Origin of the sequence: Pseudomonas sp. NY15435, assembly GCF_048068295.1 — a bacterium.
Lineage (GTDB): Bacteria > Pseudomonadota > Gammaproteobacteria > Pseudomonadales > Pseudomonadaceae > Pseudomonas.
Genome location: NZ_JBLUQA010000002.1, coordinates 52722 through 69298 on the forward strand (window position 1 = coordinate 52722; position 16577 = coordinate 69298).

A 16577-nucleotide genomic window follows, 5' to 3' on the forward strand; every position below is an offset into this window, starting at 1 on the left:
ACCCGCCGCCACACAAAGCCCACTGCATCCGCAGTGGGCTTTGTTTATCCGAGTATTCCGGGGGTCCGTCGCGCCACAAGCGCCGCTTCACGCGACGCCCGAGGAGTTAGGTAATGCCTGAGCTCTATCACTACCTGCAACAGCTGATCAACGGCCTCACCGTCGGCAGCACCTATGCCCTGATCGCCATCGGCTACACCATGGTCTACGGCATCATCGGCATGATCAACTTCGCCCATGGCGAGGTGTACATGATTGGCTCGTACGTGGCCTTCATCGTGATCACGGGGCTGGCGATGATGGGAATCGTGAGTCTTCCTGTCGTCATCATCTGCACCTTCGCCGCCGCCATCATCGTCACCAGTGCGTACGGCTACAGCATCGAACGGATCGCCTATCGGCCCTTGCGCGGAAGCAACCGGCTGATCCCGCTGATCTCTGCGATCGGCATGTCGATCTTCCTCCAGAACGAGGTATTGCTCGCCCAGGACTCCAAGGACAAGGCAATTCCCAGCCTGCTGCCGGGCAACTTCGTGATCGGCGCCGACGAAATGACCGGCGTGACCATCTCGTACATGCAGGTGCTGATCTTCATCGTCACCCTGCTGACCATGTACGGCCTGTCCATGTTCATCTCCCGTTCCCGCCTGGGCCGCGCCTGCCGCGCCTGCGCCGAGGACCTGAAGATGGCCAACCTGCTGGGCATCAACACCAACAACATCATCGCCCTGACCTTCGTCATCGGCGCCACCCTGGCCGCCGTGGCCGCGGTGCTGCTGGGCCTGCAATACGGCGTGATCAACCCGCACATCGGCTTCCTCGCCGGCATCAAGGCGTTCACCGCCGCGGTACTGGGCGGCATCGGCAGCATTCCGGGCGCCATGCTCGGCGGGCTGGTGCTGGGTGTTGCCGAAGCCTTCGGCGCCGACGTGTTCGGTGACCAGTACAAGGACGTGGTGGCCTTCACCCTGCTGGTGCTCGTGCTGCTCTTCCGCCCCACTGGCCTGCTCGGTCGCCCGGAGGTGGAAAAGGTATGAGCCAGAAACTCAAGACCGCCTTCTTCAGCGCCCTGCTGGTGATGGCCGTGGCCTACCCGGTGCTGGGCGTGAAGCTCAGTGTGATCGGCATCGGCCTGCAGCTGGAAAACGTCAGCCCCGCGCGCCTGTGGACCATCGCCGCCTGCGCCGTACTGATGTTCGTCTGGCAACTGGTGCGCGATCGCTTCGCCTTCGGCGGGAGCGTGAAGCAAGCCTTGTCGCACCCGCATACCCGTCTGGCCGAGCGCCTGACCCACGCCTCCGTGCAACGCAAGATCATCATGGTGCTGATTCTCGTCGCTCTCGCCTGGCCGTTCTTCGGCTCGCGCGGCGCGGTGGACATCGCCACCCTGATCCTGATCTACGTCCTGCTGGGCCTGGGCCTGAACATCGTGGTGGGCCTGGCTGGCCTGCTCGACCTCGGCTACGTCGGCTTCTACGCCGTGGGCGCTTACAGCTACGCGCTGCTGTCGCACTACTACGGCCTGGGCTTCTGGGTATGCCTGCCGATCGCCGGTCTGATGGCCGCGTTCTTCGGCTTCATCCTCGGCTTCCCGGTGCTCCGATTGCGCGGTGACTACCTCGCCATCGTGACCCTGGGCTTCGGCGAAATCATCCGCATCCTGCTGCGCAACATGACCGAGCTGACCGGCGGCCCCAACGGCATCAGCAACATCGAGAAACCGACCCTGTTCGGCCTGACCTTCGAGCGCCGCGCTCCCGAGGGCATGCAGACCTTCCACGAGTTCTTCGGCATCGCCTACAACTCGAACTACAAGGTCGTGTTCCTCTACCTGGTTGCGCTGCTGCTGGTGCTGCTGGTGCTGTTCGTGATCAACCGCCTGCTGCGCATGCCCCTGGGCCGCGCCTGGGAAGCCCTGCGCGAAGACGAGATCGCCTGCCGCGCACTGGGTCTGAACCCGACGCTGATCAAGCTCTCTGCGTTCACCCTCGGCGCCTGCTTCGCCGGTTTCGCCGGCAGCTTCTTCGCCGCGCGCCAGGGCCTGGTCACTCCGGAGTCTTTCACCTTCATCGAATCGGCCATCATCCTCGCCATCGTGGTGCTGGGTGGCATGGGTTCCCAGCTCGGCGTCATCCTGGCGGCCGTGGTGATGATCCTGCTGCCCGAACTGATGCGTGAGTTCAGCGAGTACCGCATGCTGATGTTCGGCGCCCTCATGGTGCTGATGATGATCTGGCGTCCGCAGGGGCTGCTGCCCATGCAGCGCCCGCACCTGGAGTTGCGCAAATGAGCCGACCGATTCTTGAAGTAGCCGGCCTCACCATGCGCTTCGGCGGGTTGCTGGCCGTCAACAACGTGGCCCTGAAGGTCCAGGAAAAACAGGTGATCTCGATGATCGGCCCCAACGGCGCCGGCAAGACCACCGTGTTCAACTGCCTGACCGGCTTCTACGCGCCCACCGGTGGCGAGATCCTGCTGCGCGGCGAGCCCATCCAGGGCCTGCCGGGTCACAAGATCGCCCACAAGGGCGTGGTGCGGACCTTCCAGAACGTGCGTCTGTTCAAGGAGATGACCGCGGTGGAGAACCTGCTGGTGGCGCAACACCGGCACATCAACACCAACTTCCTCGCCGGCCTGCTCAAGACCCCGTCCTTCCGCCGAGCGGAAGCCGAGGCCCTGGACTACGCCTCGCACTGGCTGGAAATCGTCAACCTCAAGGACATCGCCAACCGCCCGGCGGGCACCCTCGCCTACGGCCAGCAGCGCCGCCTGGAGATCGCCCGCTGCATGATGACCCGTCCGCAACTGCTGATGCTGGACGAGCCGGCGGCCGGCCTGAACCCGCGGGAAACCGAGGACCTCAAGGCGCTGATCGCCATGCTGCGCTCCGAGCACGGCGTCACCGTCCTGCTCATCGAGCACGACATGAAGCTGGTGATGAGCATTTCCGACCACATCTACGTGATCAACCAGGGTACCCCGCTCGCGGACGGCACCCCGGAGGAAATCCGCGGCAACCCGGATGTGATCAAAGCCTATCTGGGGGAGTCCTGAGTCATGCTGAAGTTCGACAAGGTTTCCACCTTCTACGGCAAGATCCAGGCGCTGCACGACGTCAGCATGGAAGTCCAGCAGGGTGAGATCGTCACCCTGATCGGCGCCAACGGCGCCGGCAAGTCGACCCTGCTGATGACCCTGTGCGGCTCCCCGCGCGCCTCCTCCGGCAGCATCACCTATATGGGCGAAGAGCTGGTCGGCAAGGAATCCTCGGTGATCATGCGCAAGAGCATCGCCGTCGTGCCGGAAGGCCGTCGCGTGTTCGCCCGCCTGACCGTGGAGGAGAACCTCGCCATGGGTGGCTTCTTCACCAGCAAGGGTGACTACCAGGAGCAGATGGACAAGGTCCTGGGGCTCTTCCCACGCCTGAAGGAGCGCTTCAACCAGCGCGGCGGCACCATGTCCGGCGGCGAACAGCAGATGCTCGCCATCGGCCGTGCGCTGATGAGCAAGCCCAAGCTGCTGCTGCTCGACGAGCCGTCGCTGGGCCTGGCGCCGATCATCATCCAGCAGATTTTCGACATCGTCGAACAGCTGCGCCAGGAAGGCGTGACCGTCTTCCTCGTCGAGCAGAACGCCAACCAGGCGCTGAAGCTCGCCGACCGCGGCTATGTGCTGGAGAACGGTCGCATCGTCATGCAGGACACCGGCGCCAACCTGCTGGTGAACCCCAAGGTGCGCGACGCGTACCTCGGCGGCTGATCCTTTCGCGCGATGAAAAACGGCCCTTCGGGGCCGTTTTTTATGGCTGCCTGCCTGGATGGGTCCTGTAGGAGCGAGCTTGCTCGCGAACCACCCCCAACAACGGCGCCGAATGGAAATCCATTCGCGAGCAAGCTCGCTCCTACATTTTCCCTGCCCTACTCCGCCGTGCCTCCATTCTCTCCCGACAGACCCGGCACATAGCGCGCGCCAAGCATCTACAGACCAAACCAGGAGAGCCGCCATGAATGCCGACTAGCACACCGAATCCCTGCCACGCACCGGAACTGATCCGCGCCCTGTTCCACGCCATCCGCGCGATTGAGGTCCTGCCGACCAAGCCGCGCATATTGCCGCAACAGGGCGGCAGCCCCTGGCAGCAAGCAGAAGAGATGCCTTGCTGGAGCGCTTCGAGGCTGGCGAGACATTGGCAGCCATTACCCGCGAGCACGGGCGCTCCGGCGGCGCCATCCGTTCCCGACTCAAATACCTGGGCAAGCTCTGAAATGCAGAAACCAAAACGCCGCCCAGTGGGCGGCGTTTTCGTTTACTCGCGCTCAGGTGCCGTAGCTCAGCACCTGTGCTCGCTGACGCAATTGGGAGACCACGTCGTCCTCCATTCGACCTTCGGAGATCAGCAGGTCGCGGCGAATGGTCTGCACCGCTTCTGCACTCTGGTCATGGTCGGCCAGATGCTGGCCCTCGATGACTCGCCGCAGTACCACGTCTCCTTCATCGTTGGTGAGGGTCAGAATTCGGCCGCCGTCGGGGCGTGCCGGGCCCAGGGAGGGAGCGTAGGGAGCGAAGGTCTCGGTCAGCAGGGCGCTTAGCCGGTCCATGTCGTATCTCCTTGTTGCGAAATGAAAAAACACAGGAAGAAGACCGCACGTTCGGCGATAAAGTTCGTGAGTTTCAGTACCGTTGGTCATGACGGCATGTTTCACGGCCCATTCATGCGGGCATGAAAAAGCCCGCCGGTTGGCGGGCTTTTCCAAACAGCGAGCCGCGTTTTAGAGCGGCTTGCCGCGGTTGCCATGGGCGCTGACGAAGGCCTGGACCTTGGCCAGTTCGTTCGGCAGAACGGTGCAACGCTCTTCGCGCTGGAACAGGTCGGTCAGGTGCGCCGGCAGTGCCGGAACAGCCTCGATGCCGGCCTTCTCCACCGCTTCCGGGAACTTGACCGGATGCGCGGTGCCCAGGGTGACCATGGGCACCGCCAGGCTGCGACGGCACTCGCGAGCGGCGCGTACGCCGATGGCGGTGTGCGGGTCCAGCAGTTCGCCGGACTCGGCGAAGACCTGGGCGATGGTTTCGCAGGTTTCCTCGTCGCTTACCGCCAGGGAATCGAACAGGCGGCGCGCTTCGGTCCAGCGGTCATCTTCCACGGCCAGCTTGCCGGTGGCCTTGAAGTTGTCCATCAGCTCGGCGACGGCCTTGCCGTTGCGGCCGTGCAGGTCGAACAGCAGGCGCTCGAAGTTGGACGAGACCATGATGTCCATGGACGGCGACAGCGACGCGTGCAGGGTGTCCTTGTCGTAGCGGTTGCCGGACATGAAGCGATGCAGGATGTCGTTGCGGTTGGTCGCGACGATCAGCTGGCTGACCGGCAGGCCCATGTTGCGCGCCAGGTAGCCGGCGAAGATGTCGCCGAAGTTACCGGTGGGCACCGAGAAGGCCACGGACCGGGCCGGTGCGCCGAGCTGCAGGGCAGCGTGGAAGTAGTAGACGATCTGGGCCATGATCCGCGCCCAGTTGATCGAGTTAACCGCCACCAGACGAGTGCCTTTGAGGAAGCCCTGGTCAGCAAAGCTGGCCTTGACCATTTCCTGGCAGTCGTCGAAGTTGCCTTCGATGGCGATGTTGTGGATGTTTTCGCCCAGGATGGTGGTCATCTGCCGGCGCTGCACCTCGGACACACGGTTGTGCGGGTGCATGATGAAGATGTCGACGTTCTCGCAGGCCTTGCAGCCTTCGATGGCGGCCGAGCCGGTGTCGCCGGAGGTGGCGCCCATGATCACCACGCGCTCGCCGCGCTTGGTCAGCACGTGGTCGAGCAGGCGGCCGAGCAGTTGCAGGGCGAAGTCCTTGAAGGCCAGGGTCGGGCCGTGGAACAGCTCGAGCACCCACTCATTGCCATTGAGCTGGCGCAGCGGCGCCACGGCGTTGTGAGCGAAGACACCGTAGGTCTCTTCGAGGATCTTCTTGAAATCGGCGTCGGCGATGCTGCCGGCAACGAACGGGCGCATCACGCGGAAGGCCAGCTCGTGGTACGGCAGGCCGGCCCAGGAGGCGATCTCCTCGACGGTGAAGCGCGGCAGGTTTTCCGGCACGTAGAGGCCGCCGTCGCTGGCCAGGCCAGCCAGCAGCACGTCTTCGAAGTTCAGCGCGGGCGCCTGGCCGCGGGTACTGATGTAACGCATGGTTTGAAACCTTCGGGTTGGCGGCAGCGCGCAGGCGCCGCCGCAGTCGATTCAGTTCAGTTGTTCGACGCGGATGCGTACGACATTGCCGACGACGTCATCCAGCGCTTCCAGCGCGGCGATGGCTTCGATGATGCGGGATTCGAGCACGCGGTGGGTAACCAGGATCATCGGCACCAGACCGTCATGCTCTTCGACTTCCATCTGCATGATCGATTCGATGTTGATGCCGCGCTCGGAGAGGATGGTCGCCACCTGGGCCAGTACGCCCGGATGGTCCTTGGCCTGGATGCGCAGGTAGTAGGCGCTTTCACAGGCGTCGATCGGCAGGATCGGGTGGTCGGAGAGCGAGTCCGGCTGGAAGGCCAGGTGCGGCACGCGGTTCTCCGGGTCGGCGGTCATGGCGCGAACCACGTCCACCAGGTCGGCGACCACCGAGGAAGCGGTGGGCTCCATGCCAGCGCCCGCGCCATAGAACAGCGTGGAGCCGGCGGCATCGCCGTTGACCATGACCGCATTCATCACGCCGTTCACGTTGGCGATCAGGCGGTCGGCCGGGATCAGGGTCGGGTGAACGCGCAGCTCGATACCCTTGTCGGTACGGCGGGCGACGCCCAGGTGCTTGATGCGGTAACCCAGCGCCTCGGCGTAGTTCACGTCGGCGGTGGTCAGCTGGGTGATGCCTTCGGTGTAGGCCTTGTCGAATTGCAGCGGGATGCCGAAGGCGATGGACGCCAGGATGGTCAGCTTGTGCGCAGCATCGATGCCTTCGACGTCGAAGGTCGGATCTGCTTCGGCGTAGCCCAGCGCCTGGGCTTCCTTCAGCACGTCGGCGAAGGCGCGGCCCTTCTCACGCATTTCGGTGAGGATGAAGTTGCCGGTGCCGTTGATGATGCCGGCCAGCCAGTTGATGCGGTTGGCGGCCAGCCCCTCGCGGATCGCCTTGATCACCGGGATGCCACCAGCCACGGCGGCTTCGAAGGCAACGATGACGCCCTTCTCGCGGGCCTTGGCGAAGATTTCGTTGCCGTGCACGGCGATCAGCGCCTTGTTGGCGGTGACCACGTGCTTGCCATTCTCGATGGCCTTGAGCACCAGTTCGTGGGCCAGGGTGTAACCACCGATCAGTTCGATGACGACGTCGATTTCCGGGTTGTTCGCCACGTCGAAGATGTCGGCAGTAATGGGGGTACTGCCGGTTTCACACTTCGGATTGGGGCGACGGGCGGCAATCTGCGCAACCTCGATACCACGCCCGGCACGGCGGGCAATCTCCTCGGCGTTGCGTTTGAGTACATTGAAGGTACCGCCACCGACGGTCCCCAACCCACAGATTCCCACTTTCACCGGATTCACGCTGAAACTCCCCATGATTACAGCATCGGGGCACCTGACGCGCCGATGCCCGCAACGAGGCGGGCACGGCAGCAGGCACCAAGTCAGAACAGGCCAGGTGCCTGTTCCCTAGTCAAAAGGAACCGAACATTACGAAGCGGTTCCGTATTAGTCAATCAGAGCGCAAGCCGCGGCTTACTTGGCTTCCAGGGCCAGCTTGGCGATCTGGCCGGCCGGCTGGTATCCCGGCAGCATGGTGCCGTCGGCGAGGATCACTGCCGGGGTGCCTTGCACGCCGACCATCTGGCCCAGGGCGAACTGTGCATCCACCGGGTTTTCGCACTTGGCGGCCTTCACTTCCTTCTCATGGAACATGTCGGTCATCGCGGCCTGGCGGTCCTTGGAGCACCATACAGCCTGCAGCTGCTGGTCACCCGGCGAGTTCGGGCCCTGGCGCGGGAAGGCCAGGTAGCGTACTTCGATGCCGCGCTTCTGCAGCTCCGGCACCTCGGCGTGCATCTTCTGGCAATACGGACAGGTGGTGTCGGTGAAGACGGTGATGTGCGCCTTGGTCTCGCCCTTGGCGGGGAACACCACCATGTCCTTGGCGGGAATGGCGTTGATGGTCTTGGCCACGCCGGCGCTCTCGGCCTTCTCGGTCAGGTTGGTCGGCTTGCCGTCCTTCACCTGGTAGATATTGCCCTGTACGACGAACTGGCCATCGGCGCTGGCATAAAGGATGCGACCGCCCTTGAGCTGCACCTGGTAGATGCCTTCCAGGGGACCCTTGGAGATGTTCTCGATGGGCAGGTCAGGCTGCAGGGACTGCAGGGTGGTGCGGATTGCCTGGTCCGGCTCGGCGGCCAGGGCAAGGGTGCTGACGAGGCCAAGGGCCGCGGCAGCCAGAAGTCGAGACAAACGCATGGAAAACTCCTGATGTCGGTCGGCGAAGACTACCACACCGGGGCGGCAAGACCGAGCCAAAGGCTGTAGCGGGAAGCTTCCAGGTATTTTCCTGCTTCCGTGGCTTTTCTGTAGGAGCGAGCTTGCTCGCGAATCGCTTGATGCCTCGTCGCCCTGGCCGGTTCGCGAGCAAGCTCGCGCCTAAAGATCACGCTGAACACTGGCGTGAGCCGCACAATTCGAAGGATGTCTAGCGGCGCAGCGAAGCTCACCCGCGGGGGTGATGCTGCGCATGCAGGTCCTGCAGCCGCGCACGGGCGATATGCGTGTAGATCTGCGTGGTAGAGAGATCGCTATGCCCCAGCAGCATCTGTACCACGCGCAGATCGGCGCCGTGGTTGAGCAGATGGGTGGCAAAGGCATGGCGCAGGGTGTGCGGCGACAGGCTCTTGCCAATGCCGGCCACCTTCGCGTGCAGTTTGATGCGGTGCCAGAAGGTCTGGCGGGTCATCTGCTCGCCACGCAGGCTGGGGAACAGCACGTCGCTGGGTCGGCCAGCCAACAGGTCACCGCGCGCCTCGCGCACGTAGCGTTCGATCCAGCGGATCGCCTCCTCGCCCAGCGGCACCAGGCGCTCCTTGCTGCCCTTGCCGAGCACGCGCACCACGCCCTGGCGCAGGTTCACCTGCTCCAGGGTCAGCCCGACCAGCTCGCTCACGCGCAGTCCGCAGGCATAGAGGACCTCCAGCATGGTGCGGTCGCGCAACCCCAGCGGATCGTCGGTCTCCGGCGCCGCCAACAAGGCCTCAACGTCCGCTTCTGAGAGGGATTTGGGCAGCGGCTTACCCAATTGAGGCAAATCCACCAGCAGCGTCGGGTCTTCGGCAATCAGTCCCTCGCGCAGGCAGTAGCGGTAAAAACCACGCACCCCAGAGAGGAAGCGCGCCGTCGAGCGAGCCTTGTAGCCCTCGCCCAGGCGCCAGGCCAGGTGGTCGAGAATCACGTCGCGCCCTGCGGACTCCAGCGCGACGCCGCGCTCGCCCAGCCATCCGTTGAACAGCGCGAGATCGCTGCCATAGGCACTGCGAGTGTTGTCGGACAGGCCTTTTTCCAGCCAGAGGGCATCGAGGAAGCGATCGATTAGAAAATGTGGAACCGGGGTCATGGGGGCCATGGCAAAGGACAATGTGGCGGAGATAGTCTTTCATATCCGCCACTCCCCTCTCCACTCTGTCGAAGGACTTCGCCGCTCCATGGATGAACACAGCACCTATTACGCTCTTGCCGGCATTGGCGCCGCCTCCCTAGCCAGCCAGTGGCTGGCCTGGCGCCTGCGCCTGCCGGCGATCCTGTTCCTGCTGCTGAGCGGCATCCTGATGGGGCCTATCCTCCACGTACTGACACCCGAGGCACTGTTCGGCCCGCTGCTGTTTCCCCTGGTGTCACTGGCGGTGGCGCTGGTGCTGTTCGAAGGCAGCCTCACGCTGCACCTGGACGAATGGAAGGAAATCGGCACCGTGGTCCGGCGGATGGTCACCATCGGCGCACTGATCACCTGGGGCGTGATCGCCCTGGCTACGCACTACCTGCTGGACTTCACCTGGGAAATGGCGCTGCTGTTCGGCACCCTGACGCTAGTCACCGGCCCCACGGTGATAGTGCCGATGCTGCGTGTGGTTCGCCCCAACGCGACCATCGCCAACATCCTGCGCTGGGAAGGCATCGTCATCGACCCCATCGGCGCCATCCTCGCCGTGGTGGTGTACACCTTCATCGCCGCCAGCGACATCGGCTCAGGCTGGGTGGACAGCCTGCTGACCTTCATCAGCGTTATCGGCACCGGCATCGTCGCCGGGCTGATTGGCGGACAGGCCCTGGGCGTGGCGCTGCGCCGCCACTGGCTGCCGGATTACCTGCACAACCTCGCATCGCTCTCCGTGGTGCTGGGCGTCTTCGTCCTGTCCAATTCGGTGATGTCCGAATCGGGGCTGCTGGCGGTGACAGTAATGGGCCTGCGCCTGGCCAACATGAAAGGCGTCGACGTGAGGCACATCCTGCACTTCAAGGAGAACCTCAGCGTCCTGCTGATTTCCGGTCTGTTCGTGCTGCTGGCCGCCCGGCTGGATCTACCGGCTCTGCTGGGGCTGGGGCCGATCGCGCTGCTGGAGCTGGCGCTGATCCAGTTCGTCGCCCGCCCCTTGAACGTGGTGATTGCGACTGCCGGCTCGTCGCTGAACTGGCGCGAGCGAGCGCTACTGAGCTGGATCGCCCCGCGCGGCATCGTCGCCGCAGCAGTCTCGGCAATCTTCGCCATTCGTCTGCAGGAAGCAGGCCACGCCCAGGCTGGCGTGCTGGTGCCGCTGACCTTCCTGGTGATCATCGGCACGGTGATCCTGCAGAGCGCCACCGCACGCCCCCTGGCTCGCCTGCTGAAAGTCGCCGAGCCGGTACCCACCGGCTTCCTGATCATCGGTGCGAACCCAGTGGCCCGCGCCATTGGCGCCGGCCTGCAGCACGCAGGGGTGAAGGTGCTGCTCACCGACTCGAGCTGGGAGAACACCCGCGCGGCGCGCATGGACAACCTGCCCACCTACTTCGGCAACCCGGCCTCGCAGCACGCCGAGGCGCACCTGGACCTGATCGGCCTGGGGCACCTGCTGGCCCTGTCGCCCAACGCTGAACTGAATGCACTGATGTGCATGAGCTTCCGCCACGAGTTCAACCCGCGCCAGCGCTTCATCCTGCCCAGCAGCCAGGACAGCCGACGCAGCGAGAAGCACCGCGTCAGCGATCGCCACCGCGGCCGCCCGCTGGGACAATCGGCGATCACCTACCCACAGATCGCCGGCCTGATCGCACGCGGAGCGGAGATTCGTTCGACCTTGCTCAGCGAGAATTTCGGCTGGGAGGATTACCAGGCCCAGCACGATAAGCGCGCGCTGCTGCTGTTCGCCAAGGACCCGAATGGCCGACTGCACATTGCCAGCCCGGAGCGCCCGCTGGCACCAGACACTGGCTGGACGGTGATTTCGCTGATCGAGGAAGCGAGCGGAAACCCTGCGGGGGCAAACGAAACGGGGCGGGCCGAAACAACCTGACGATCGGCTGTGTCTGCCTATCTTTAGGCTGGTGACAGGAAATTTCTGAAGGACGATGATTGCACCACGCCATCATAGCGCCCCACGAAGCTCACGCCATGCCCAGTCAACAGAACTCCCGTCTCGGTCAGATCCTTGTCAGCAAGGGTCTGATCACCTCCCAACAGCTGGATAAGGCCATCCAGCTCCAGCTCACCAACGGACTGCGCCTGGGTGAAACCCTCATCCAGCAAGGCTGGATCAGCGAGCGTCAGCTCGGCCGCGCGCTGAAGAAGCAGAACAACCTGCGCCTCGCCGCGACGCTGGTCGCCGCCCTGCTCAGCCCGTTCCAACTGGCCAGCGCCGATGTACAGCGCCAGGCCCCCACCAGCATCACCCGCCACGAAGCGCCCAAGGGGCTGAAGCCACTGAGCGACCGCGAGATGAGCGATGTCAGCGCCCAGGGCTTCGACGATACCCTGCAGAGCCTGCTGGTCAGTGCCGAAAGTGGCGATGGCGTCGGTGCCATCAAGCAACTGTCTCGGCTGGTGATGCCGGTGGTCGACAGCCTGGATGCCGAGACCTCACTGCGTGACGTGCAATACGACACCCAGCATGCCTCCTCGTCACTGAACCCGGACGGCTCGATCAACGTGCGCCTGCCCAGCTCCATCGGCGAGGTGCGCTTCGACAACATCCGCGTCGCCGGCGCGCCGAAGACCCAGAGCATGGGCAGTCTGAGCCTGCAGAACATCGACCTGTCCCAGGCCTCGCTGAAAATCAGCCTGCGCCACTAAAATCGATGGATGGATATCTGTAGGAGCGAGCTTGCTCGCGAACCGCCCAACACCGATGTGACCGGCAAAACTGTTCGCGAGCAAGCTCGCTCCTACAATTCAAACGAAAGAAGGCGCCCTTGGGCGCCTTCTTGCATTTCAGGCCTCGAATCCGGGCAGGACCGGCACCGGGCGCTTCTCGTCGTCGATGGCGACGAAGCTGAACAGACCGTGGATGGCCTTCTCACGGCCATCGGCTGCCATGCTCTCGACGAACACTTCCACCTCGACCTTGAGGCTGGTATTGCCGACTTTCACCACGCGACCGATCAGCTCGACGATGGAGCCGGCGGGAATCGGGTGCTTGAAGTCGATTCGGTCGGTGGACACCGTCACCAGCGGCAGACGACAGAAGCGCGTCGCGGCGATGAACGACACTTCGTCCATCCAGGCCAGCGCTGTGCCGCCGAACAGGGTGTTGTGGTGGTTGGTGGTGGGCGGGAAAATCGCCTTGGTCACGCGGGTTTCGGACAGCTCCGTGCGACGGAGGACTTCTTGCTCTCTGGGGCTCATGCCACTGCTACCTGGTGCAAAGAGTGTGGCTGCCGGTGCTGCGGGTGTTGTACTTCTAATGCGCTGCCGGGGCAGATGAAGGCGCCGGACCAAAGGTCAAAACGCCAGGCAAGAAAAAAGCAGCCCGTGGGCTGCTTTTTTCGGGAACAACCGGCGAATTAGGCCAGTTTTTCCTTGATACGAGCTGCCTTGCCGGACAGTTCGCGGAGGTAGTACAGCTTGGCCTTGCGCACGTCGCCGCGACGCTTGACGGAGATGCTGTCAACCAGCGGGCTGTAGGTCTGGAAGGTACGCTCAACGCCTACGCCGTTGGAGATCTTGCGAACGGTGAAAGCGCTGTTCAGGCCGCGGTTACGCTTGCCGATCACGACGCCTTCGAAGGCCTGCAGACGCTGACGGTCGCCTTCCTTCACTTTAACCTGGACGATTACGGTGTCGCCGGGGGCGAACGCCGGAATCTCTTTGCTCATCTGTTCAGCTTCGATCTGCTGAATGATCTTGTTGGTCATTTCGTGCTCCTAAGACAAGCGCTCGGCGCTCGCCATCGATACGTTAACTATCGTTCCGCTGGCGGATGTATTCCTCCAGCAGCTTTTTCTCTTCTCCAGAAAGCGAGCGGCAATCCAGAAGATCGGCACGTCGTTCCCAGGTCCTGCCTAAGGACTGCTGCAAACGCCAGCGCCGGATGTGTTCGTGGTTGCCGCTGAGCAGCACCTCAGGAACACGTTTGTCTGCGTACACCTCAGGTCGGGTGTAGTGCGGACAGTCGAGCAGGCCATCCGTGAAGGAGTCCTCCTCGGCGGAGTCCACGTGGCCCAATGCACCGGGCAACAACCGCGTGACCGCGTCAATCAGCACCATGGCCGGAAGCTCACCCCCGGACAGGACATAATCGCCAACTGACCATTCCTCATCGACATGCTCTTCAATGAAGCGCTCGTCGATGCCTTCGTAACGCCCGGCGATCAGGATCAGTCGTTCCTCGTTCGCCAGTTCTTTCACAGCCGCCTGCGTGAGCTTGCGACCTTGCGGCGAAAGGTAGATCACCTTCACCGGTCCGCCTGCGGCTTGCCGGGCATCGCCCAGGGCGCCTTCGAGCGGCTTGATTTTCATCACCATGCCGGGACCACCGCCGAAAGGCCGGTCGTCCACCGTCTGGTGACGGTCCTCGGTGTTGCTTCGCGGGTTGAAGCACTGAAGCTGAATCAGCTCCTGCTTGACCGCGCGACTCGTGATGCCATAGTCGCTGATGGCGCGAAACATCTCCGGAAAGATGCTGATGACTCCTATCCACATCGGCTGAGGGCTCTCATCCACATGGCTTAGAAGTCCGCGTCCCAGTCCACCCGCATCTCGCCGGCTTCCAGGTCCACCGCTTGCACGCACTGATCCGTATACGGGAGCAGGCGTTCACGGTCGTCCAGGCTGCCTGCGCAGGGCTTGACTACCATCACATCGTTGGCGCCAGTCTCCAGCATGTGGTCGAGAATCCCGAACAGTTGCCCGTTCTGGTCGATCACCTTGAGACCTTCCAACTGGCTCCAGTAGAACTCGCCATCGTCCAGCACCGGCAGCTCGCTGCGCGGGACCAGGATTTCGAATTCAGCGAAGGTGCGGGCGATCTCGCGATCATCCAGTCCCTTCAGCTTCGCGACCAGGACATTGCCCTGCACGCGACCTTGGACCAGTTCAGCCTGTCGAACTTCGTTGCCACGCTTGAGCGTCCAGCGGCGATAGTCCAGCAGGTTGTCCAACGGATCAGTAAAGGAATACACCTTCACCTCACCACGAATACCGTGCACCGATACGATCTTGCCGAGAACAACCATCTCCTCGGCGGGAGCAGGATTCGTGTTCATCGATCTCAGGCAGCCTTGGCGGCTTCCTTGATCAGCTGAGCAACACGCTCAGACGGTTGAGCGCCTTGGCTCAGCCAGTAGTTCAGACGCTCCTGGTTGACCGAGAACTTGACTTCGGCGCCAGTGGCGACAGGGTTGAAGAAGCCGACGCGCTCGACGAAACGGCCGTCACGAGCGTTGCGGCTGTTGGTCACGGTCAGGTGATAGAACGGGCGCTTCTTGGAGCCGCCACGAGCCAGACGAATGGTTACCATGCGTACGTTGTTCCTATGGTTTGCTTGCAAAAAATAAATGCAGCCCTCGGGCACATAGCCCGAAAGGCCGCATATTCTATGAGCTAAAGCCCCGCGCCGCAAGCCGCAGCGCGTCCTGCCCGCCGGGCGGCGAGCCGTCCGGGCTTACATCTTGGGCATGCCGCCGGGGAACATGCTCCCCATGCCGCGCATCATCTTGGCCATGCCGCCCTTGGCGGTGACCTTCTTCATCATCTTCTGCATCTGCTTGTGCTGCTTGATGAGGCGACCAACGTCCTGCACCTGGGTACCCGAACCCATGGCGATGCGGCGCTTGCGCGAACCACTGATCACTTCCGGATCGCGGCGCTCGGCGGGGGTCATGGAGTTGATGATCGCCTCCATCTGCTTGAACTGCTTCTCCGCCGCGTTCTGCGCGTTGCCCATCTGCGACAGGTTGACGCCGCCCAGCATCGGCAGCTTGTCCATGAGGCTGCCCAGGCCGCCCATGTTCTTCATCTGTTGCAGCTGATCGCGGAAGTCTTCCAGGTCGAAACCCTTGCCCTTCTTGATCTTCTTCGCGAGCTTCTCGGCCTTCTCGCGGTCCATGCTCTGCTCGGCCTGCTCGATCAGGCTGAGCACGTCCCCCATGCCGAGAATGCGCGAGGCCACGCGGTCGGGGTGGAAGGGATCGAGCGCTTCGCTCTTCTCGCCCATGCCGAGGAACTTGATCGGCTTGCCGGTGATGGCGCGCACGGACAGCGCAGCACCGCCACGTGCGTCGCCGTCGACCTTGGTCAGCACCACGCCGGTCAGCGGCAGCGCGTCATTGAAGGCCTTGGCGGTGTTGGCGGCGTCCTGGCCGGTCATGGCGTCGACCACGAACAGGGTTTCCACCGGCTTGATCGCCGCGTGGACCTGTTTGATCTCGTCCATCATGTCGGCGTCGATGTGCAGACGGCCGGCGGTGTCGACGATTACGACGTCGATGAACTTCAGCTTGGCCTCGCGGATCGCCGCTTCGGCGATGGCGACCGGCTTCTGGCTGGTGTCGGACGGGAAGAACGTCACGTCCAGGTCGTTGGCCAGGGTTTCCAGCTGCTTGATCGCTGCCGGGCGGTAGACGTCGGCAGATACCAGCAGCACGGACTTTTTCTTGCGCTCTTTAAGGAAGCGCGCCAGCTTGCCGGCGGTGGTGGTCTTGCCCGCGCCCTGCAGGCCGGCCATCAGGATGACAGCCGGCGGGGCTGCGTTGAGGTCGAGGTCCTCGTTGGCCGCGCCCATCAGCTCGACCAGTTCGGCCTGGACGATCTTCACGAAGGCCTGACCCGGGGTCAGGCTCTTGGAAACTTCGGTGCCGACCGCGCGATCCTTGATCTTGGCGACGAAGTCCTTGACCACCGGCAGGGCCACGTCGGCTTCCAGCAGGGCCATCCGCACTTCGCGGAGCGTGTCCTTGATGTTGTCCTCGGTCAGCTTGGCCTTGCCGGTGACGTGGCGCAGCGTTTGCGAGAGGCGATCTGTAAGGTTTTCGAACATGCGCGTTCCTAATCAGGCCCGGACGGGCCAGGGTTTGGCTTGTCAGCAAGCGGGCGATTATAACCAAGTGCGGCCAACGCCAACACCGCCGATGATCCCGATG

At 63.4% G+C, this 16577-nt stretch carries 17 protein-coding genes; 6 read left to right on the forward strand and 11 right to left on the reverse strand.

Annotated elements, in window-relative coordinates:
• The first annotated feature begins 113 nt into the window (after window positions 1-113).
• From livH to ACNFH5_RS04330, 4 genes are read left to right on the forward strand one after another with little or no spacing between them, the layout of a single operon-like run.
• Entirely contained in the window at window positions 114-1037 is a 924-nt protein-coding gene (gene livH / locus ACNFH5_RS04315; RefSeq protein ID WP_416744479.1) for a high-affinity branched-chain amino acid ABC transporter permease LivH, read from the forward strand.
• On the forward strand, window positions 1034-2290 hold the full coding sequence (locus tag ACNFH5_RS04320; RefSeq protein WP_416744481.1) for a high-affinity branched-chain amino acid ABC transporter permease LivM: 1257 nt from the start codon (window positions 1034-1036) through the stop codon (window positions 2288-2290). The genes livH and ACNFH5_RS04320 overlap by 4 nt, the downstream gene beginning before the upstream one ends.
• Window positions 2287-3054 (forward strand): high-affinity branched-chain amino acid ABC transporter ATP-binding protein LivG, encoded by a 768-nt coding sequence (gene livG, locus ACNFH5_RS04325; RefSeq protein ID WP_045210453.1) that lies wholly within the window; start codon window positions 2287-2289, stop codon window positions 3052-3054. Before ACNFH5_RS04320 ends, livG begins: the two co-directional genes overlap by 4 nt.
• A 3-nt stretch (window positions 3055-3057) precedes the next feature.
• A complete protein-coding gene (locus ACNFH5_RS04330; protein ID WP_045210454.1) occupies window positions 3058-3759 on the forward strand; it encodes an ABC transporter ATP-binding protein in 702 nt (233 codons plus the stop codon).
• Between the two features lie 557 nt (window positions 3760-4316).
• Here the strand turns inward: ACNFH5_RS04330 and ACNFH5_RS04335 are convergent.
• From ACNFH5_RS04335 to xerD, 5 genes are all read right to left on the reverse strand, one after another.
• Window positions 4317-4598: a DUF3509 domain-containing protein gene (locus ACNFH5_RS04335; RefSeq protein ID WP_045210456.1), complete on the reverse strand. Its 282-nt coding sequence runs from the start codon at window positions 4596-4598 to the stop codon at window positions 4317-4319.
• A 171-nt stretch (window positions 4599-4769) separates the two neighbouring features.
• Entirely contained in the window at window positions 4770-6179 is a 1410-nt protein-coding gene (gene thrC, locus ACNFH5_RS04340) for a threonine synthase (RefSeq protein WP_413350657.1), read from the reverse strand.
• A 51-nt stretch (window positions 6180-6230) separates the two neighbouring features.
• Window positions 6231-7535, reverse strand: a complete 1305-nt coding sequence (locus ACNFH5_RS04345; protein ID WP_296285349.1) for a homoserine dehydrogenase — start codon at window positions 7533-7535, stop codon at window positions 6231-6233.
• Window positions 7536-7709: 174 nt separating this feature from the next.
• Window positions 7710-8438, reverse strand: coding sequence for a DsbC family protein (locus tag ACNFH5_RS04350; RefSeq protein WP_416744485.1), 729 nt, complete (start codon window positions 8436-8438; stop codon window positions 7710-7712).
• Window positions 8439-8685: 247 nt separating this feature from the next.
• On the reverse strand, window positions 8686-9582 hold the full coding sequence (gene xerD, locus ACNFH5_RS04355) for a site-specific tyrosine recombinase XerD (protein ID WP_416744487.1): 897 nt from the start codon (window positions 9580-9582) through the stop codon (window positions 8686-8688).
• 88 nt (window positions 9583-9670) lie between these two features.
• On the opposite strand from xerD, the gene ACNFH5_RS04360 reads away from it, so the two are divergent.
• Both ACNFH5_RS04360 and ACNFH5_RS04365 read left to right on the forward strand, forming a co-directional pair.
• Window positions 9671-11515, forward strand: a complete 1845-nt coding sequence (locus tag ACNFH5_RS04360; RefSeq protein ID WP_416744489.1) for a cation:proton antiporter — start codon at window positions 9671-9673, stop codon at window positions 11513-11515.
• Window positions 11516-11613: 98 nt separating this feature from the next.
• Window positions 11614-12291, forward strand: a complete 678-nt coding sequence (locus ACNFH5_RS04365; RefSeq protein WP_416744491.1) for a hypothetical protein — start codon at window positions 11614-11616, stop codon at window positions 12289-12291.
• A gap of 138 nt (window positions 12292-12429) precedes the next feature.
• Here ACNFH5_RS04365 and ACNFH5_RS04370 read toward each other — a convergent pair whose 3' ends face one another.
• The 6 genes from ACNFH5_RS04370 to ffh all read right to left on the reverse strand — a co-directional run bounded on the left by ACNFH5_RS04370 (window position 12430) and on the right by ffh (window position 16474).
• Window positions 12430-12843, reverse strand: coding sequence for an acyl-CoA thioesterase (locus ACNFH5_RS04370; RefSeq protein WP_416744493.1), 414 nt, complete (start codon window positions 12841-12843; stop codon window positions 12430-12432).
• A gap of 158 nt (window positions 12844-13001) precedes the next feature.
• A complete protein-coding gene (rplS, locus tag ACNFH5_RS04375) occupies window positions 13002-13352 on the reverse strand; it encodes a 50S ribosomal protein L19 (RefSeq protein WP_017522234.1) in 351 nt (116 codons plus the stop codon).
• Window positions 13353-13395: 43 nt separating this feature from the next.
• Entirely contained in the window at window positions 13396-14139 is a 744-nt protein-coding gene (gene trmD / locus ACNFH5_RS04380; protein WP_024766884.1) for a tRNA (guanosine(37)-N1)-methyltransferase TrmD, read from the reverse strand.
• A 26-nt stretch (window positions 14140-14165) separates the two neighbouring features.
• Window positions 14166-14702, reverse strand: a complete 537-nt coding sequence (gene rimM / locus ACNFH5_RS04385) for a ribosome maturation factor RimM (protein ID WP_169937128.1) — start codon at window positions 14700-14702, stop codon at window positions 14166-14168.
• A gap of 5 nt (window positions 14703-14707) precedes the next feature.
• Window positions 14708-14956, reverse strand: a complete 249-nt coding sequence (gene rpsP / locus ACNFH5_RS04390; RefSeq protein WP_192291507.1) for a 30S ribosomal protein S16 — start codon at window positions 14954-14956, stop codon at window positions 14708-14710.
• A 144-nt stretch (window positions 14957-15100) separates the two neighbouring features.
• Complete coding sequence (ffh, locus tag ACNFH5_RS04395; protein ID WP_138215401.1) at window positions 15101-16474, reverse strand: signal recognition particle protein; 1374 nt, start codon at window positions 16472-16474, stop codon at window positions 15101-15103.
• Between the last annotated feature and the right edge of the window lie 103 nt (window positions 16475-16577).

What these genes read in the sequence shown, in the direction of transcription:
- livH (WP_416744479.1), top strand. Translation starts at nt 114, where the DNA reads ATGCCTGAGCTCTATCACTACCTGCAACAGCTGATCAACGGCCTCACC.
- ACNFH5_RS04320 (WP_416744481.1), top strand. Translation starts at nt 1,034, where the DNA reads ATGAGCCAGAAACTCAAGACCGCCTTCTTCAGCGCCCTGCTGGTGATG.
- livG (WP_045210453.1), top strand. Translation starts at nt 2,287, where the DNA reads ATGAGCCGACCGATTCTTGAAGTAGCCGGCCTCACCATGCGCTTCGGC.
- ACNFH5_RS04330 (WP_045210454.1), top strand. Translation starts at nt 3,058, where the DNA reads ATGCTGAAGTTCGACAAGGTTTCCACCTTCTACGGCAAGATCCAGGCG.
- ACNFH5_RS04335 (WP_045210456.1), bottom strand. Translation starts at nt 4,598, where the DNA reads ATGGACCGGCTAAGCGCCCTGCTGACCGAGACCTTCGCTCCCTACGCT.
- thrC (WP_413350657.1), bottom strand. Translation starts at nt 6,179, where the DNA reads ATGCGTTACATCAGTACCCGCGGCCAGGCGCCCGCGCTGAACTTCGAA.
- ACNFH5_RS04350 (WP_416744485.1), bottom strand. Translation starts at nt 8,438, where the DNA reads ATGCGTTTGTCTCGACTTCTGGCTGCCGCGGCCCTTGGCCTCGTCAGC.
- xerD (WP_416744487.1), bottom strand. Translation starts at nt 9,582, where the DNA reads ATGACCCCGGTTCCACATTTTCTAATCGATCGCTTCCTCGATGCCCTC.
- ACNFH5_RS04360 (WP_416744489.1), top strand. Translation starts at nt 9,671, where the DNA reads ATGGATGAACACAGCACCTATTACGCTCTTGCCGGCATTGGCGCCGCC.
- ACNFH5_RS04365 (WP_416744491.1), top strand. Translation starts at nt 11,614, where the DNA reads ATGCCCAGTCAACAGAACTCCCGTCTCGGTCAGATCCTTGTCAGCAAG.
- ACNFH5_RS04370 (WP_416744493.1), bottom strand. Translation starts at nt 12,843, where the DNA reads ATGAGCCCCAGAGAGCAAGAAGTCCTCCGTCGCACGGAGCTGTCCGAA.
- rplS (WP_017522234.1), bottom strand. Translation starts at nt 13,352, where the DNA reads ATGACCAACAAGATCATTCAGCAGATCGAAGCTGAACAGATGAGCAAA.
- trmD (WP_024766884.1), bottom strand. Translation starts at nt 14,139, where the DNA reads ATGTGGATAGGAGTCATCAGCATCTTTCCGGAGATGTTTCGCGCCATC.
- rimM (WP_169937128.1), bottom strand. Translation starts at nt 14,702, where the DNA reads ATGAACACGAATCCTGCTCCCGCCGAGGAGATGGTTGTTCTCGGCAAG.
- rpsP (WP_192291507.1), bottom strand. Translation starts at nt 14,956, where the DNA reads ATGGTAACCATTCGTCTGGCTCGTGGCGGCTCCAAGAAGCGCCCGTTC.
- ffh (WP_138215401.1), bottom strand. Translation starts at nt 16,474, where the DNA reads ATGTTCGAAAACCTTACAGATCGCCTCTCGCAAACGCTGCGCCACGTC.